Origin of the sequence: Aneurinibacillus uraniidurans (assembly GCF_028471905.1) — a bacterium.
GTDB lineage: Bacteria > Bacillota > Bacilli > Aneurinibacillales > Aneurinibacillaceae > Aneurinibacillus > Aneurinibacillus uraniidurans.
In genome coordinates this window covers 1,147,383-1,162,036 of sequence record NZ_CP116902.1, presented here as the reverse complement: position 1 = coordinate 1,162,036, position 14,654 = coordinate 1,147,383, and the positions used below count along the sequence as shown (strand labels likewise).

Annotated in this window: 18 protein-coding genes; 4 read left to right on the top strand and 14 right to left on the bottom strand. The window is 46.5% G+C overall.

Features of this window, described 5'->3' with window-relative positions; translation table 11 throughout:
* Positions 1-155 precede the first annotated feature (155 nt).
* Positions 156-953, top strand: coding sequence for a methyl-accepting chemotaxis protein (locus tag PO771_RS05855; protein WP_272562336.1), 798 nt, complete (start codon positions 156-158; stop codon positions 951-953).
* A gap of 71 nt (positions 954-1,024) precedes the next feature.
* Here the strand turns inward: PO771_RS05855 and efp are convergent, their stop codons facing one another.
* The 4 genes from efp to PO771_RS05835 form a co-directional block, all read right to left on the bottom strand.
* A complete protein-coding gene (gene efp, locus PO771_RS05850) occupies positions 1,025-1,582 on the bottom strand; it encodes an elongation factor P (protein WP_272562335.1) in 558 nt (185 codons plus the stop codon).
* Positions 1,583-1,648: 66 nt separating this feature from the next.
* Positions 1,649-2,710 carry a M24 family metallopeptidase gene (locus PO771_RS05845; RefSeq protein WP_272562334.1) on the bottom strand — a complete coding sequence of 354 codons (1,062 nt, stop codon included), beginning with the start codon at positions 2,708-2,710 and terminating at the stop codon, positions 1,649-1,651.
* A complete protein-coding gene (gene aroQ / locus PO771_RS05840; protein WP_272562333.1) occupies positions 2,707-3,162 on the bottom strand; it encodes a type II 3-dehydroquinate dehydratase in 456 nt (151 codons plus the stop codon). The genes PO771_RS05845 and aroQ overlap by 4 nt, the downstream gene beginning before the upstream one ends.
* 127 nt (positions 3,163-3,289) lie before the next feature.
* Positions 3,290-3,607 carry a c-type cytochrome gene (locus PO771_RS05835; RefSeq protein WP_272562332.1) on the bottom strand — a complete coding sequence of 106 codons (318 nt, stop codon included), beginning with the start codon at positions 3,605-3,607 and terminating at the stop codon, positions 3,290-3,292.
* A 195-nt stretch (positions 3,608-3,802) separates the two neighbouring features.
* Here PO771_RS05835 and PO771_RS05830 point away from each other — a divergent pair, with 195 nt between their 5' ends.
* Positions 3,803-4,693 (top strand): DUF1385 domain-containing protein, encoded by an 891-nt coding sequence (locus PO771_RS05830; RefSeq protein ID WP_272563108.1) that lies wholly within the window; start codon positions 3,803-3,805, stop codon positions 4,691-4,693.
* A gap of 40 nt (positions 4,694-4,733) precedes the next feature.
* Positions 4,734-5,111 (top strand): SA1362 family protein, encoded by a 378-nt coding sequence (locus tag PO771_RS05825; protein WP_272562331.1) that lies wholly within the window; start codon positions 4,734-4,736, stop codon positions 5,109-5,111.
* A 6-nt stretch (positions 5,112-5,117) separates the two neighbouring features.
* On the opposite strand, the gene PO771_RS05820 is transcribed toward PO771_RS05825, so the two are convergent.
* From PO771_RS05820 to PO771_RS05805, 4 genes are all read right to left on the bottom strand, one after another.
* Positions 5,118-6,032 (bottom strand): patatin-like phospholipase family protein, encoded by a 915-nt coding sequence (locus PO771_RS05820; protein WP_272562330.1) that lies wholly within the window; start codon positions 6,030-6,032, stop codon positions 5,118-5,120.
* A gap of 87 nt (positions 6,033-6,119) precedes the next feature.
* Positions 6,120-6,545, bottom strand: coding sequence for a transcriptional regulator MntR (gene mntR, locus PO771_RS05815; protein ID WP_272562329.1), 426 nt, complete (start codon positions 6,543-6,545; stop codon positions 6,120-6,122).
* A gap of 93 nt (positions 6,546-6,638) precedes the next feature.
* Positions 6,639-7,703 carry a spore photoproduct lyase gene (splB, locus tag PO771_RS05810; RefSeq protein WP_272562328.1) on the bottom strand — a complete coding sequence of 355 codons (1,065 nt, stop codon included), beginning with the start codon at positions 7,701-7,703 and terminating at the stop codon, positions 6,639-6,641.
* Positions 7,704-7,788: 85 nt separating this feature from the next.
* Complete coding sequence (locus PO771_RS05805; RefSeq protein ID WP_272562327.1) at positions 7,789-8,280, bottom strand: YajQ family cyclic di-GMP-binding protein; 492 nt, start codon at positions 8,278-8,280, stop codon at positions 7,789-7,791.
* A 147-nt stretch (positions 8,281-8,427) separates the two neighbouring features.
* Between PO771_RS05805 and PO771_RS05800 the strand changes: the two genes are divergently transcribed.
* A complete protein-coding gene (locus PO771_RS05800) occupies positions 8,428-9,048 on the top strand; it encodes a hypothetical protein (RefSeq protein WP_272562326.1) in 621 nt (206 codons plus the stop codon).
* Positions 9,049-9,101: 53 nt separating this feature from the next.
* Here PO771_RS05800 and PO771_RS05795 read toward each other — a convergent pair whose 3' ends face one another.
* The 6 genes from PO771_RS05795 to PO771_RS05765 all read right to left on the bottom strand — a co-directional run bounded on the left by PO771_RS05795 (position 9,102) and on the right by PO771_RS05765 (position 14,630).
* The gene (locus PO771_RS05795; protein WP_272562325.1) at positions 9,102-10,097 is read right to left on the bottom strand and encodes a S1C family serine protease; all 996 of its coding nucleotides are present in this window, start codon (positions 10,095-10,097) and stop codon (positions 9,102-9,104) included.
* Between the two features lie 44 nt (positions 10,098-10,141).
* Positions 10,142-10,270 (bottom strand): hypothetical protein, encoded by a 129-nt coding sequence (locus PO771_RS05790; protein WP_272562324.1) that lies wholly within the window; start codon positions 10,268-10,270, stop codon positions 10,142-10,144.
* A 371-nt stretch (positions 10,271-10,641) separates the two neighbouring features.
* Complete coding sequence (locus PO771_RS19395; protein WP_336297950.1) at positions 10,642-11,409, bottom strand: carboxymuconolactone decarboxylase family protein; 768 nt, start codon at positions 11,407-11,409, stop codon at positions 10,642-10,644.
* On the bottom strand, positions 11,406-11,798 hold the full coding sequence (locus PO771_RS05775; RefSeq protein ID WP_272562323.1) for a MerR family transcriptional regulator: 393 nt from the start codon (positions 11,796-11,798) through the stop codon (positions 11,406-11,408). Before PO771_RS05775 ends, PO771_RS19395 begins: the two co-directional genes overlap by 4 nt.
* 124 nt (positions 11,799-11,922) lie before the next feature.
* Complete coding sequence (locus PO771_RS05770; protein WP_272562322.1) at positions 11,923-13,224, bottom strand: (Fe-S)-binding protein; 1,302 nt, start codon at positions 13,222-13,224, stop codon at positions 11,923-11,925.
* Positions 13,224-14,630 carry an FAD-binding oxidoreductase gene (locus PO771_RS05765; RefSeq protein WP_272562321.1) on the bottom strand — a complete coding sequence of 469 codons (1,407 nt, stop codon included), beginning with the start codon at positions 14,628-14,630 and terminating at the stop codon, positions 13,224-13,226. The genes PO771_RS05770 and PO771_RS05765 overlap by 1 nt, the downstream gene beginning before the upstream one ends.
* Positions 14,631-14,654: the final 24 nt, after the last annotated feature.

The window sequence follows — 14,654 nt, the reverse complement described above, 5'->3', positions numbered from 1 at the left end:
GCAGCCGCTTTATGACACGTTTGGACAAACTGGTTATGCTATACGAAAAGAAAAGAAGAGGATATAAAAAATAAATAGTAGAAAAATTTTCAAAATGGGTTGAATCTCGGTTTTTCTGCTCCCATAATGAAGAGAGAAAAGGAGAGGACGATACGATGCCATCAATTCATGACATTAAGCAGTGGCTACCCATCATCCAGAAGACGATTCGCGCAAAAAACTGGGGGCTTGCAGCAGGAGAATTCAGCGGAAAAGTTATATCCGTATTCGGAACGCTTAAACCGTTTCAAGTAGGAGATATGATACGACAAGATAGTCCGATGTATAAAGCAATTGAACACCGTAAAACAGAAGAATTTATGATTCCTGAGGATGTATACGGAAAACCAATACAAGCGCTTGTAATACCATTCGATGACGGAATTGTAGGCATCCTGATTGACATGTCGATCCAGCAGACGCTCAAATCTTCCATGGAGAATGTGTATGGAGTAGTTGAACATATTGGCGGTTCAGTAGGCGAACTTGGCAAAATGTCTGGGCGTATGCTCAGCAACTTCAGTGAGATGGCAGAAGAAATTGTACAGATGAATGAAAGCTTTACCTCCATTATGGAGATGAATAAGTTAATTTCTTATGTGGCAGATCAGACCCACCTCCTATCACTCAACGCTGCAATTGAATCAGCTCGTCTCGGAGATGAAGGCCGTGCCTTTGGCGTTGTAGCACAAGAAATGCGGAAACTTGCAAATCAGACGAATGATTCTGCCGGCCAGATTTTGCAACGCATTAAGCATATTCAGAATGAGATGGAGAAGATCAAATATAAGATCGAGGAAAGTACAGCAGCGAGTGCCCAGCATGAAACAGCTGTTCATGAAATCGCTGCTTCCATGAAAGAGATGGCATCTTCTGTAGATCGTATCAACCAGTTTGCCCGTGAAAATTTATAACTAAGTAGAAAGAGGCTGCCTCACCCGTCATGTATGACGGGTAAGACAGCCTCTTTTTGAATCAACGTTCCTTATGCGCGGGATACGTATGTTTCGTTACGTGTATCAATGATCAGCTTTTCGCCTACATTGATGAAGAACGGAACTTGAACAACAAGTCCTGTTTCCATTTTCGCCGGTTTTGTACCGCCGGACTGTGTGTCACCTTTAATGCCTGGTTCTGTTTCTGCTACTTCGAGCTGAACAGAGTTTGGCACCTGTACGCCAAGAATTTCACCTTGGAACATTACGATGCTTACGTTCATGTTCTCAAGCAAGAACTTAAGCTCATGCTCGATTTGAGCAGTCGGCAGGCTCAATTGATCGTATGTTTCTGTATCCATGAATACATGCTCATCGCCAGATGCATACAGATACTGCATTTCTTTTGTTTCGATCAGAGCACGGGATACTTTCTCACCCGCACGGAATGTTGTTTCTTTAATGGAGCCGTTGCGCAGATTGCGCAGTTTTGTGCGGACGAATGCCGCGCCTTTCCCCGGTTTTACGTGTTGGAATTCGATTACGGAATAAATAGCTCCGTCATACTCTATCGTAATGCCCGGACGCAGATCGTTAACTGAAATCATGAATAAACCTCCTACAAACGTGTGCTTCATGTATTTTAACTTTCAAATTATAACATAAAATCCGCCCTAGAGAACAAGTAATTCCTTCGGAGATTTTGTCAGAACGTCGCAGCCGCTCTCGGTAAGGACGACATCATCCTCAATTCGTACCCCACCAATTCCTTCTACATAAATCCCCGGCTCGATGGTCACAACCATCCCGGCACGCAGCACGCTCTCATTGCGGAAGGAAAGACCCGGCGTCTCGTGAATTTCAAGTCCGATGCCGTGTCCAGTGCTATGCCCGAACTGCGGACCGTATCCGGCAGCAACAATAATATCACGTGTCAGCGCATCCGCTTCTTTCCCGGTCAATCCCGCCTTCACATGTGCTACACCATGCAGCTGCGCTTTGTATACAATCTCATAAATCTCCCGCAGCTTCTCACCCGGTTCGCCGATTGCAATCGTACGCGTAATATCGGAGCAATATCCGTTATAGTATGCCCCAAAATCAAGCGTAATCATGTCACCCTTCTCAATCACCTTATCGGATGCTACACCGTGTGGAAGCGCAGACCGCACGCCTGATGCAACAATCGTATCGAAAGAAGAAGAAGTCGCGCCCTGTCTGCGCATGAAAAACTCCAGTTCGTTAGACACCTCAAGCTCTGTGCGTCCCGGCTTAATAAAATTAAGAATATGGGTAAAGGCTTGGTCAGCAATGGACGCAGCTTCCTGAATAATCGCAAGCTCATCCGCTGTCTTAATCAGGCGCATCTCCTCGATCATCCCGGATACGGGTACAAGCTCCACACCTGTAAACACAGCTTGTAACTTTTCATACAATGAATACGAAACATTATCCTTCTCAAATCCGAGCCGTTTCACCCCGTATCTGGCCGCTCGCTCGGCCACGGTCGCCATCATATCCGCTTCGTGGCGTATGACCGCAAAGCCGCTCGCTTTTGTCTGCACACTCGCCTGCTCCATATACCGAAAATCTGTCAGTAGCTCACACACAGAAGTCGTCAAAAGACAACACCCGGATGTACCTGTAAAACCAGATACGTAGCGACGGTTGTACGGATTCGTTACAAGCAAAGCATCGAGCCCTTTTGCCTGCAATTGTTCTGCGATGCGGTTCATCGCACCTCGCCCCCTTGTGTTGTAATATGCCGGACAATGGCCCGTAGTGCCAGCTCATAACCGTATGTGCCAAGCCCGCAAATCTGGCCAATCGCAATCGCTGCCAACACCGAATGATGGCGGAACGATTCTCTAGCATGAATGTTCGAAATATGCACCTCAACAAACGGGATATTCACACTTGCAAATGCATCCCGCAGTGCATAACTATAATGAGTAAAGGCTCCCGGATTGATCACAATCCCATCACACTGCTCGAACGCTTCATGCAGGCGGTCAATCAATGCCCCCTCATGATTGGATTGAAAAAAAGCAAGCTCGACTCCAAGCTCTGTCGCAATCTTCACAAGCTTTGCTTCAATATCAGCTAGTGTTTCGTATCCGTACACAGACGGCTCACGCCTACCAAGCATGTTTAAGTTCGGGCCATTCAACACAAGAATACGGGCCATGTGCGTCTCCTCCTTGTTTTGCCGTTTTGTTTCCATCCTTGTTATTGTATCATAACCATTCTGAAAACAAAGAAAAAGCACCCTTCACATGCAGGATGCTCTTCTTTCGACTATGTATTGTACGTACTTATTTTTGCTTGGCAAGATACGCTGCCACTACATCAAGCTCCTCTGGCTTAACGAGGCCACCCGGCATGCCTTTCCGTCCTTTTTGCAGAACTTCTTTAATCTGATCCTTGCTCAAACGGCTGCCTACCGTAGTCAGATTTGGATTTGGACCGGTGCCTGTCAATTCTGCACCATGACACATCGCACATCGCGACTGAAGGGCAGCTTTTACCTCTGCATCGCTCGATATCGGCTTTTGTGCTGACTGCTTGTTACCGCACGCAGTCATACCGAATGCAAGCATGAGTAGAAAACCTGCTGTTGCCATTTTTTTCATTGGTTTCACCTCCCCACATTTCCAATTTTCTCATCTCCTCTCTCCCTTTTCAATACACGATACACAAAGTTACATCACGCTGACTTTTTTGCTAGAATCTCTTTGCCCAATCCGCTACAATAAGGAATAAGGAAGGTGTTTAACTTGTCAAAACAATTACCGGCTTACGGAGGTCAGGCTGTTGTCGAAGGCGTAATGTTCGGTGGACACCGTTATACGGTGACAGCGATTCGCCGCAAAGATGATACGATTGAATATCTGGAAGAACCAAAGCAGGAAAAGGCGTGGGTTAGACCATTCAAACGTATTCCGTTCATTCGAGGTATTGTCTCCCTTATTTCCGCAAGTGCTAACGGATCAAGACATCTGAATTTTTCAACCGACCGCTACGATACCGAACCAGGCGACGAAGCAGAAACTGAGGATACCTCATCCAAACTTACTTTAATTCTCGGTGTTGCCGTCATCGGTGTTCTGTCTTTTCTATTCGGCAAATTAATGTTTACCATCGTTCCCGCCATTCTTGCGGATGTACTGTTCAAGCATTGGGTTACCAACAATATTTTGCAAAATCTTATCGAAGGCGGCATTAAGCTTATACTTCTTTTTACGTACATGGCAATCATTGCGCGCACCCCGATGATCAAGCGCCTGTTCCAGTATCATGGTGCTGAACATAAAGTGATTAATGCGTATGAAGCAGGGGTAGAATTAACAGTAAAGAATGTACAGCAGTTTTCTACGCTTCACTATCGCTGTGGGAGCAGTTTTCTGATTTTCACTGTTCTTACCGGTGTAGTTATTTACTCGTTCTTCCACTATGATTCTCTCTGGGAGCGCGTATACCAGCGTATTCTGCTTCTGCCCGTCGTCATCGGTGTCTCCTATGAAACGCTTCAAGCTACTAACAAAGTTCGCGACATTTCGTTGCTCCGCTTTCTTGGCTATCCGGGACTGTGGTTACAGAAGCTAACAACACGCGAACCGGACGATGCACAAGTAGAAGTAGCTCTTGCTTCTTTTAAACGCATGCGCGAGCTGGAAGAAGGAAACACTGCAAGTACAGCTGTTTCCGCTCATTCGTAACGTTTTTTATGTTTACCATCTTTCGGAATGGGGTGTTAAGATGGCACGAAAATTTTCCTTGTTCTCAGTTGCACTTCTTGCCCTGGTCGGAGTGGGTTTTGCCAGTGAGCTGTATAACAATCCAGCAGGCTTAATTCGCTCCATTCTGATTACGGTCGTGATTGCCGGTGTTCTGTATTTTCTGTTCACGCGCTTCATGACTTCGCGCGGGGCTGGCATGTTTTCTAGCAGCACGGATAAAGGCTACGAGCGGGCTCTGCGTCAACAAAAACAACGCAACAAAAAAAGCTTACAGCAATCAGCAGGCCCTGAGCTTAAAAAAATGAACCGCTTAAAGTCATTAACCCGTCGCGACCATCCGTTCAAAGTCATCGATGGCAAGAAAAACAAATCAGGCAAACGATCTAAAACCTCTTGAGCATACTCAAGAGGTTTTTTCATTTTTGATCCGGCGACGCAGCCCAGGCATCCGGCTCATGAAGCGCTTCGCTGCTTCTACACCTGACTCATACAGCCACACCTGTTCCTCTTTAGACAGATCAAACTGAGTTGCTGCAATGCCGTTCGTCGGAATAAACACGGTTCGCGCCGCATGCTGCTGCTCGACATAGCGCTGATCGTGTGCCTGAATCATCGTGCGAAGAATCGCATGTATATAATCTCGCAAGTTATGAATTGGATAAGGCTTTACCTTTGAATCAGCGTGTAGACGAAAGCCTATCGTCGGATACGGATTTGTTTCGTCATCCCCAAAAATCCAAAGCGGAAAGTTACTCAAAATGCCGCCATCAACTACATAAACCGGCATCAGCTTGTCATACACAATAACCGGCTCAAAATAAAGCGGGATGCTTGCACTCATTCGCACGGCCAGCGGGATCGGAAGTTCCTCCGGCTTGTAACCAATCCGATGTGCATCATCCGGCAGTACTAGTAATTCCGCATCGGTAATATCGGAGACGATCACTTTCAACTTACCTGCTGGCAAATCTCCGAACGTGTAAATCCCCTGCTTCGCAAGCACTTCCTGCATCCAATTTTGCAAATAGTCTGCTGAATATATCCCTTTTTTCATACATAAATTCAGCCATGTTCCGACAACCGGGATGCGGGCTAGGCCCCGCTTCTGTTGAAGCGCCCGATAGTCAAACGACTCCATCAATTTCGCAAGCTCAGGCGCCCGATATCCGGCGGCAATCAGACTGGCAATAATCGAACCGGCGGACGTTCCCGCCACCTGGCAAAACGTATAGCCACATCGTTCAAATTCAGTAACCGCCCCTACAAAGGCAATCCCTTTCACTCCGCCACCTTCAAATACAGCATCAATCTTCACCATATTGCTCCCCACCTCCACTGCTACAATGTACTCACCCCTCGCTTTTTTCAGAATAAAAAAAGACGGGATCATCGCCCGTCTTTCCTGCTATTCGCTCACTTCTTCTGTTTCGCGCAGGCGGATCAACTCCGCTGCCCGCTCAGGATTTTGTTGCAAATATTGAACCAGATATTCAATACACATAATCGAATCCCAGCTTAGATGGTGCTCAATTCCTTCTACATCATTATAGATGACATCTTCCGACACCCCAATTACCCGGAGAAAGTCCTCGAGCAGCGCATGTCGATCAACGAGACGCTTGCCCATCTTTTTGCCTTTGCTGGTCAACACCAATCCTCGATACTTTTCGTATACGAGATACTCGCTTTTATCAAGCTTCTGTACCATCTTCGTCACAGAGGATGGATGAACATTTAGCGCTTCCGCAATATCAGAGACGCGTGCATATCCTTTTTCCTCAATTAGTTTGTAAATCCGTTCCAAATAGTCTTCCATACTCGGAGTTGCCATACGTATCCCCCATCCTTCATACGAACTCCCCGTTCCCCTCTAGTCCGCTTTCTCATTTATGATAACGTACTTTAAAAAAGTGATGCAACATAATCAAGTAAAATACTCAATTTTTGCTGTTGGAAAATACAAGTCCAGCAAATGATGCAGCGTTTCCTCAAGCTCAGCCGCTGCCTCTTTTTTATAGACATATTTCCCTCGTCCATACCGCCCCCACTTATACTGCCGATTCTCCTCATTCATTTCCAGCTTTGTTTTTGGATATCGCTTCTCAATTACCGCTTTTGCTGTTTTCGTATACCGATGCTGGATCAGCTCGAATGTAACGTTCTGCTTCGCATCGTCTGGCAGCATATGAGCCAGGCGTTCCAATAAATCGCGATATCCATCCTGCCAACCATCAAATCGATACAGCGGGGCAATGATAAACCCGAGCGGATACCCGGCACGAGCAACCTTGCCAGCCGCCTCAATTCGCTCTAAAAAAGTTGACGTCGCTGGTTCAAAATTTTTGATGACATAATCCGCATTGATACTAAAGCGGAAGCGGGTATGACCGTTATGCTGAGCATCGAGTAATGGCTCTACGTGCGCAAACTTCGTGACAAAGCGAAGTCTGCCATACTTTTGTTGTCCTATATATTCGATGCAGCGCTTGAGGTTACCTGTAATATGCTCAATACCGACCGGATCAGATGTACATGCCGCCTCAAATCGGGTAATCTGCGGCGTACGCTCCGCGATGTATTCCCCTGCTTGCGCCAAAATCTCATCGATATTGACGTAAGCGCGAATATAAGGCTTTGCGCCAAGTGTTGTCTGCAAATAACAGTAATGACAGTGACCCATGCAGCCCGTTGACAACGGAATGGCATATTCAGCCGATGGTTTCGACGTATCAAACTTGAGTGTTTTCCGCACCCCAACAACGAGCGTTCGCTTCGCGTTGCGGTATTGCTCCACCTCTGTCTCACCTGGAATACCCCGTACTTGATTGTGTGACGTTGTCATCTGAATCGGTGTACCTTTCGCCTTGAAACGCGCAAGCAATTCCTGCCCGAGCGGATAGTGCAGCGCTCCCGGTTCAAAAAATACCTGATCTGGCTCGAACGGAACCAATCTTGGCTTATGTGGTATCTCAATTATATGTGTGCTCATCTCTTCCCTCCTTATCTGTTAGTGTGTACCTAAACAGACAGGAGGGCAGCAAAAAGCCCTGACAAAAACGCCAGGGCTTTCCTCTTTAGCGGAAGTTAATAAACTGTAGATCAAGTGGCAAATCAGCACCTTTGAGCAGCGCGATAATCTGTTGAAGATCATCACGGCTTTTGCCAGTAACTCGAATCTGATCCGCTTGAATCTGACTTTTGACTTTCAAATTACTGTCTTTAATCAGCTTGTTAATTTTTTTAGCGTTATCCGCATCAATTCCCTGGGCGATTTTACCGCGCTGACGGACTGTACCACCGCTCGCCGGTTCAATCTTGCCAAAATCAATGTTGCGCAAGGAAATATCTCGCTTAATCAGCTTGCTGCTTAGTACGTCCTTCACCTGCTCAAGCTTGTACTCATCGTCAGACACGAGAACAAGCTCCTCTTTCTCAAGTGAAATGGTGCTTTTGCTGCCTTTAAAATCATACCGCTGGGCAATTTCTTTCGTTGCCTGAGTGATCGCATTTGTTACTTCTGATAGTTCTACTTTCGATACAATATCAAATGAATTTTCCTTACTCATTTTTTCCCTCCTGATGTATCATCCGATTTTACTTTCTATCGTACCAAATTTTACACAGAAAAGAAACGAAGGGGGTCAAGCCCAACTTTCTGTCATTCAATCCCCGCCTACATAAGATAGGATGAAAATTGATAAGGAGGCGATTGGATGTACCAATCTTATTATCCATACACATATGGCTATGTTGCCTACCCTTCCTCGTATGCCGGATGGGAATATCCGTATGATGAACGAGTGGATAGCGAGTTCGAAGAAGAGGAACGCGCTCCTCAGGATGTAACACGAGTTATGAATATATTACATGCTCACTATGGGTACTTGTATCAGGAACTGACACGGCTTGGCATGGACTATCGACTCGTCAATTATTTATTCCGCTCGATTGTCAGGTTTGTTGATGACACATATAATCAATACACAGGTACGCTTGATCAAAGAGTTACCCAAGCGGAACGCGCCCTGCGTCGCCAGCGTGCGTGGATTTTCGAGATTATGAACCTGTATGGGGTAGCTCCTGCTACACAGGCACGCGTGCTTGATACGATTCTGCGCGTATCATTCCAATCTCTCCGTCCAGCCCCTGGACCAGGACATGGGCCAGGGCACGGTCCAGGACATGGTCCTTGGCCTGGTACGGGACACGGTCCGAGTGGTCCGGGGTATGTTCCAGGTGGTCCGGTTCCAAGTAGTCCAGCGCATGTTCCAGGTAGTCCTGCCCCGAGTAGTCCATCACAGGCTCCAGGTAGTCCGGGATCAATGCCGAGATAGAGAAGGAGGCTGTCTCACAGGCCGTAACAAGGCGGCTGAGACAGCCTCTTCTTCTATTTCTCACCTAAAAGAACATCAATGGTTTTCAGCGTACCCTGCCGTGATACGCGCAGCTGGATTTTTGTCCCTACCTTAAAACTGCTAATTTTATCAGAAAAGCTTTGACTATCCGTTATTTTTTGTTTATCGACTTCCACAATAATATCGCCTTGTTTGAGCCCCGCTTTTTCAGCCGGACTTCCCGACACGACCTGAGCAATAACCGCACCTTCTTCACTATCCACTCCCGCATAAGCAGCAAGTTCCGGCGTCATGTCTTCAATGGACACACCAACCCACGGCCGAGATACTTTCCCCTTTTTGACCAGATCCGTAAGAATTTCTTGTACGGTATTAATCGGAATGGCAAATCCAAGTCCCTGGCCTTCTGCATTAATCGCCGTATTAATCCCGATTACTTCTCCCTTCAGATTCAGAAGTGGTCCACCGCTATTCCCTGGATTAATGGAGGCATCCGTTTGCAATAAGTTTTTGAAGTTTTGTGTGCCGATTGTTAGTGGTCTACCTTTTGCACTGATGACCCCTGCTGTTACCGTATGATCAAGGCCAAATGGGTTGCCAATGGCAACGGCTCCGTCACCTGCCTCAATCGCATCCGAATTTCCCATCGCCACAACTGGTAAGTCCTTACCTGCATCAATTTTTAGGAGCGCGACATCGAGCGCTTCATCTGTTCCGACGACTTTGGCTTCTTTTGTCGTCGTGTCTCCTTGCAGCCTAACGTTAATCGAATCAGCTCCTTCAATTACGTGATTGTTGGTTAAGATATATCCATCTTTGGAGATGATAAAACCAGAACCAAGCCCCTGTTCGGTTTGTTCTTGTTGTGAGTATGGAGTCGCACCGAAATTCCGGTTAAACCTTCTGTTATTGGATGATTCAATGTTGCGCGTTGATTTTGTTTCAATGGCGACAACAGCCGGGCCGACTTTTTTGACTACACTTGTAATCGAATTATCGTCTGTGCCAGCAATCGTTGGCGTAGCCACGACTGAAGTCGTCTGACTTGTAGCCGAAGCTTTCAGTGTATCGTCTATAGTCTGAGATACCCTGCATTCTTTAGCCCCAACCAGAAGCCAGCCAGTAAGAGGAGAACAGCAATCCCTCCTGCGACAATGGCATGCTTTAGTTTAATTGGATAGTCTGTGAAATTTTTAAACATCAGGATCTCCCCATTCGTTTCGTCTTTCCAAGCATTCGGTTGATTGCCATCATGATAGCGAATAAATGCGGAAAAACTGTCGGAGAATTAAGGGAAATTGTAAAAAAAGCAACTTTGGTGATGGGAATGAGAGATTCAAAAAAACAAACATTCCTGTTTCTAGATTAACTATGCTATTGGCAGTCTATTTTCTACACAAATAATCCAAAGTCGAATCGGGCTATTATAGACATTGATGCTACAACAGGCAAGATAACAAGCATTATGGGTATATCCTATCCGTTCCTTGATTATATTCATCTAGAGTAAGGACATCGACTTCATACAAGGTAGTAGAACCATACTTATACTTTTAGACATCAGGCCTAAATTTATTGGGATAAGAAGATCTTTTTCGCAACATTTATGGCGTTTAATACTTTAGGAAAGCCCGTATACGGAGAACATTGTAGCAGTGCTTCGATTATTTTTTGTCTCGTTAGACCTATACGAATTGCGGCATTGATATGAACATGCAATTGTGGCTCACACCCTCCTTGTGCCGTTAAGGCTCCCAAAGTGATGAGCTGTCGCTGCTTAGAGTCCAGTACCTGGCGGCTATAGATTTCACCAAACGCAAATTCGATGATTTGTTCTGCTAAAGCAGGAGAAATCTCGGTAAGTGAACGAACAACTGCTTCTCCGTGTTCTCCATCGATTTCCTGAAGCTTTTCCAGCCCTCTTTCCCGTCTTCTTCCCTCATTCTCTAGTTCATCCTTTATGTTTACTGTAATATTTTGTTCTTCAAAAACGTGCTTCGTAATAGTAATAGCATTTAGAGCGCGAGGGGCACCACAAAACGGAATGCAATGGGTGATGATTTCTACAATTTCGTTTGGAGTTAGTCCTACTTTTAACCCGAAATTGATGTGCCATTTCAGTTGAGTTGGACAATCTCCTAATGAGGTTAATACGGAGATCGTGATCATCTGTCTTTGTTGATGTGTAAGTAGTGGATTGCTGAAAGCTTGCCCGTAAAATTCGATAATGTATCTACCGATGTGTGGAGATATGTCATGTAAATGATCGAGCACTCCTTGAATCCCTTCCTCATAAGTTTCATATAAAAGTTTCTTTCCGATTGCGTATGATGAGTTCATTTCTTTCTCTCCTGTTCGTTGTTTTCTAATTCCCATTGACGGTAAAATTCTATTTTTGCACTGATGGATTCCATATTTTCTTGAAGCTTTTTAATTCGTTCCGTTACCTCTTGTTGATGAGCCTCCAGTAATATTCTCCTTTCTTTACTTGTAGCTGGACCTTGCCTCCTCAAGTTGGCAACTTGCTGCATTTGTCGAATGGACATTCCTGTAGTTCGAAGTTTTACTAAAAAACGAATCCATTCCAGGTCATTTGCGGAATATTGACGACGACCGTTTGAACCTCTGGTTATGGCATGAATCAATCCATTTTTCTCATAGTAACGTAAGGTATATGCGCTGATTCCAGTAAGATCAGATATGGCTCGAATGCTCAAATATTGTTCCATGGAGTAATCTTACATCTTAGAGCGCACTCTAAGTCAACTAGGGAAACGCCAACAAAAAAACCTCCTGTGCAATGAACTCATATCATTGCACAGGAGGTTCTTATGATGATCGGATGGGAATTTCCTATGATATCCCTGCCGCTTCTGCCAGATATTCAACAAGATGAACCGCTCGTATAGAAGTAGCTTGCCCTTCTCTTCCAATGCCCATTTTCATTTGCAACAGACAGCCCGGATTCGTTGTGATCACAACATCAGCTTTGGTCGCTTTCGTATATTTCATTTTTTCATCAAGAATATCCATCGACTGTTCATAATGCACCAGATTATAAATACCCGCCGAACCGCAGCACATATGCGCCTGCCCCATCTCGATAAATTCAATACCCGGCACACTGCGAATGAGTTCTAATGGTTCGCGTGTCACCCTCTGCACGTTGGTCAGGTGACAGGAGGGCTGATATGTAACCCGCTCACCTGAGCGAGGTTGAAGGTGCAGTCCACCGCAGACAGCGAGAACCTGGCTGATATCCCGTGATTTCTCCGTGAACGCCTGCGCCCGCTTACTCCATTCTGGCTCGTCCGCCAGTAAATGAGCATACTCATACAGCGCAGCGCCGCATCCCCCTGCGTTATTGACAATAAAATCAACTTCTTCCTTTTCAAAAGCCGCAATGTTTCGCTTTGCTAGCTTCCTCGCTTCGGCCATCTCTCCCGCATGTGCCTGCAGCGCCCCGCAGCACGTCTGTTCCGAAACAATGACTACGTTACAGCCCGCTGCTGCCAGCAGTTGTACCGATAGACGATTAATTCGCTGAAACATCGCATCCATGATGCATCCAGTGAAAAACGCCACGGTATACTTTGCTTGTCCTTTTGCCTGTATACGCTGCGGCATTTGTTTCCGTTCAGCAGGCGATGCCGCCCCCGGGGTAATGGCTTCAAACGCGCCCATATGATACGGAAGCTTGTTGAGCAATCCAGACTTACGGATAGCCGTTTGCAATCCGGTTTTTTCATACAGCCAGAGTGCATTCCCGGCCAGCTTCATCATCTTTTTGCTCGGAAAGACTTTCGTAAACATCGTATTCCGCAGCATCCGCACCGGAGCCGAGAACGTCTTGCGCCGGACGAGTGCAGCACGGGCAGCTTCAAGAATGACTCCGTATTCCACTCCAGTCGGGCAGGCAGTTTCACAGTTGCGACAGCCCAGACATAAGTCAAGCGGCTCCTCTAGCACAGACAGATCAGTAATACGTCCTTCTCCGACCATTTTCACCAGATTGATGCGCCCCCGTGGCGAGTGCGTCTCCTTTCCCATCGATGCATATGTCGGACAAACCGGGAGGCAGTAGCCACACTGAACACAGCTGTTCGTTTTCTCATAGGCAAATTCGGCACGCAACGCTTCAAGAGATTCCTTCATTACGTCAACTCCAGTTTTTGCCCCGGCTCCGGAAAGATTTTACCAGGGTTCATGATGTTATTCGGGTCCCATACTTGCTTGATGCGTTTCATCATATCAAGCCCAACCGCACCAAGCTCCATCTCCATAAACGGTGCTTTCATCGTGCCAATGCCATGCTCTCCTGACAGCGTACCTCCGAGTTCAAGCGCGGCTGCAAAAATCTCGGCTACCGCTTGCTCTACCCGGTGCATCTCTTCCTTATCACGTTTGTCCGCAATAATATTCGGATGGAGATTGCCATCTCCAGCGTGGCCGAATACGACGAGATGAATGTTATATTTCTTGCGAATCTCCTGTAGGCGTGCGCACATATCCGGGATTTTGCTGCGTGGAACGGTCGCATCTTCGGAAATTTTAGTCGGCTTAATCCGCACAATAGCCGGAGAAACAAGCTTACGTGCCCGCCAGATGTCCGCTTTTTCGGCAGCGTTCTTTGGAATACGGACATTTCGTGCACCGACCGCTTCACACAAGGCTGCTACCTTTTCTACTTCATCTTTAATTGCCATCGGATGACCGTCAAGTTCTAGTAAAATAATCGCTTCGGCATCGACTGGCAAGTTGGATGGTTCATAGTTTTCGACTGCCACAATGGATGCCTGATCCATCAATTCCATCTTTGCTGGCAGGATGCCAGAGGATAAAATCCGGGAGATTGCTCGCCCGGCGTCCACTAGGCTATCAAACGTAATCATCACCGTTTCAGAAGCGGGCGGCTTCGGCAGCAGACGCAAAATTGCCCTGGTGATAATGCCAAGCGTACCTTCTGAACCGACAATCAGCTTCGTCAAATCATAGCCGGTCACATTTTTCACCGTACGCCCGCCCGTTCGAATCAGTTCTCCTTCCGGCGTAATGACTTCAAGACCAATAACGTAATCTTTCGTCACGCCATATTTAAGCCCGCGTGGTCCGCCGGAATTCTCCGCGAGATTCCCGCCAATCGTCGATACGTGCGAACTGCTCGGGTCAGGCGGATAGAATAACCCTTTTTCCTCTGCTGCCTTGTGAATTGCGGAAGTCAGCACACCAGGTGAGACGATTGCTACCAAATCTTCTTCATCGATTTCCAATATGTCATTCATCACAGATAAATCAAGAACAATCCCGCCCTGTACCGGTAGTGGTCCACCACTTAAGCTGGTTGACTGGCCGCGTGGATATATCGGAATCAGCTCTCGATTGGCCAGCTTTACAAGCGCTATGAGTTCGTCTACGCTTTTCGTTTGTACAACCGCATCCGGCAAATACGTGCCGAATGATGCATCAAATGAATAGCTATAGCGATCACTCTCTTCTGTTAGCACTTGTCCGCTCTTGATAATCGTTCGGATTTCCTCGATTTGCTTTCTATTCAGTACCATTATCCCACTCCTCCTGCTGTTTTG

Excerpts from the sequence above, each read along its gene's own strand:
- PO771_RS05845 (WP_272562334.1), bottom strand. The coding sequence starts at position 2,710 with ATGAACCGCATCGCAGAACAATTGCAGGCAAAAGGGCTCGATGCTTTG.
- aroQ (WP_272562333.1), bottom strand. The coding sequence starts at position 3,162 with ATGGCCCGTATTCTTGTGTTGAATGGCCCGAACTTAAACATGCTTGGT.
- PO771_RS19395 (WP_336297950.1), bottom strand. The coding sequence starts at position 11,409 with ATGAACTCATCATACGCAATCGGAAAGAAACTTTTATATGAAACTTAT.
- PO771_RS05805 (WP_272562327.1), bottom strand. The coding sequence starts at position 8,280 with ATGAGTAAGGAAAATTCATTTGATATTGTATCGAAAGTAGAACTATCA.
- PO771_RS05825 (WP_272562331.1), top strand. The coding sequence starts at position 4,734 with ATGGCACGAAAATTTTCCTTGTTCTCAGTTGCACTTCTTGCCCTGGTC.
- PO771_RS05775 (WP_272562323.1), bottom strand. The coding sequence starts at position 11,798 with ATGGAACAATATTTGAGCATTCGAGCCATATCTGATCTTACTGGAATC.
- PO771_RS05770 (WP_272562322.1), bottom strand. The coding sequence starts at position 13,224 with ATGAAGGAATCTCTTGAAGCGTTGCGTGCCGAATTTGCCTATGAGAAA.
- splB (WP_272562328.1), bottom strand. The coding sequence starts at position 7,703 with ATGAGCACACATATAATTGAGATACCACATAAGCCAAGATTGGTTCCG.
- PO771_RS05820 (WP_272562330.1), bottom strand. The coding sequence starts at position 6,032 with ATGGTGAAGATTGATGCTGTATTTGAAGGTGGCGGAGTGAAAGGGATT.
- PO771_RS05835 (WP_272562332.1), bottom strand. The coding sequence starts at position 3,607 with ATGAAAAAAATGGCAACAGCAGGTTTTCTACTCATGCTTGCATTCGGT.
- PO771_RS05800 (WP_272562326.1), top strand. The coding sequence starts at position 8,428 with ATGTACCAATCTTATTATCCATACACATATGGCTATGTTGCCTACCCT.
- PO771_RS05765 (WP_272562321.1), bottom strand. The coding sequence starts at position 14,630 with ATGGTACTGAATAGAAAGCAAATCGAGGAAATCCGAACGATTATCAAG.
- mntR (WP_272562329.1), bottom strand. The coding sequence starts at position 6,545 with ATGGCAACTCCGAGTATGGAAGACTATTTGGAACGGATTTACAAACTA.
- PO771_RS05790 (WP_272562324.1), bottom strand. The coding sequence starts at position 10,270 with ATGTTTAAAAATTTCACAGACTATCCAATTAAACTAAAGCATGCCATT.
- PO771_RS05830 (WP_272563108.1), top strand. The coding sequence starts at position 3,803 with ATGTTCGGTGGACACCGTTATACGGTGACAGCGATTCGCCGCAAAGAT.
- PO771_RS05855 (WP_272562336.1), top strand. The coding sequence starts at position 156 with ATGCCATCAATTCATGACATTAAGCAGTGGCTACCCATCATCCAGAAG.
- efp (WP_272562335.1), bottom strand. The coding sequence starts at position 1,582 with ATGATTTCAGTTAACGATCTGCGTCCGGGCATTACGATAGAGTATGAC.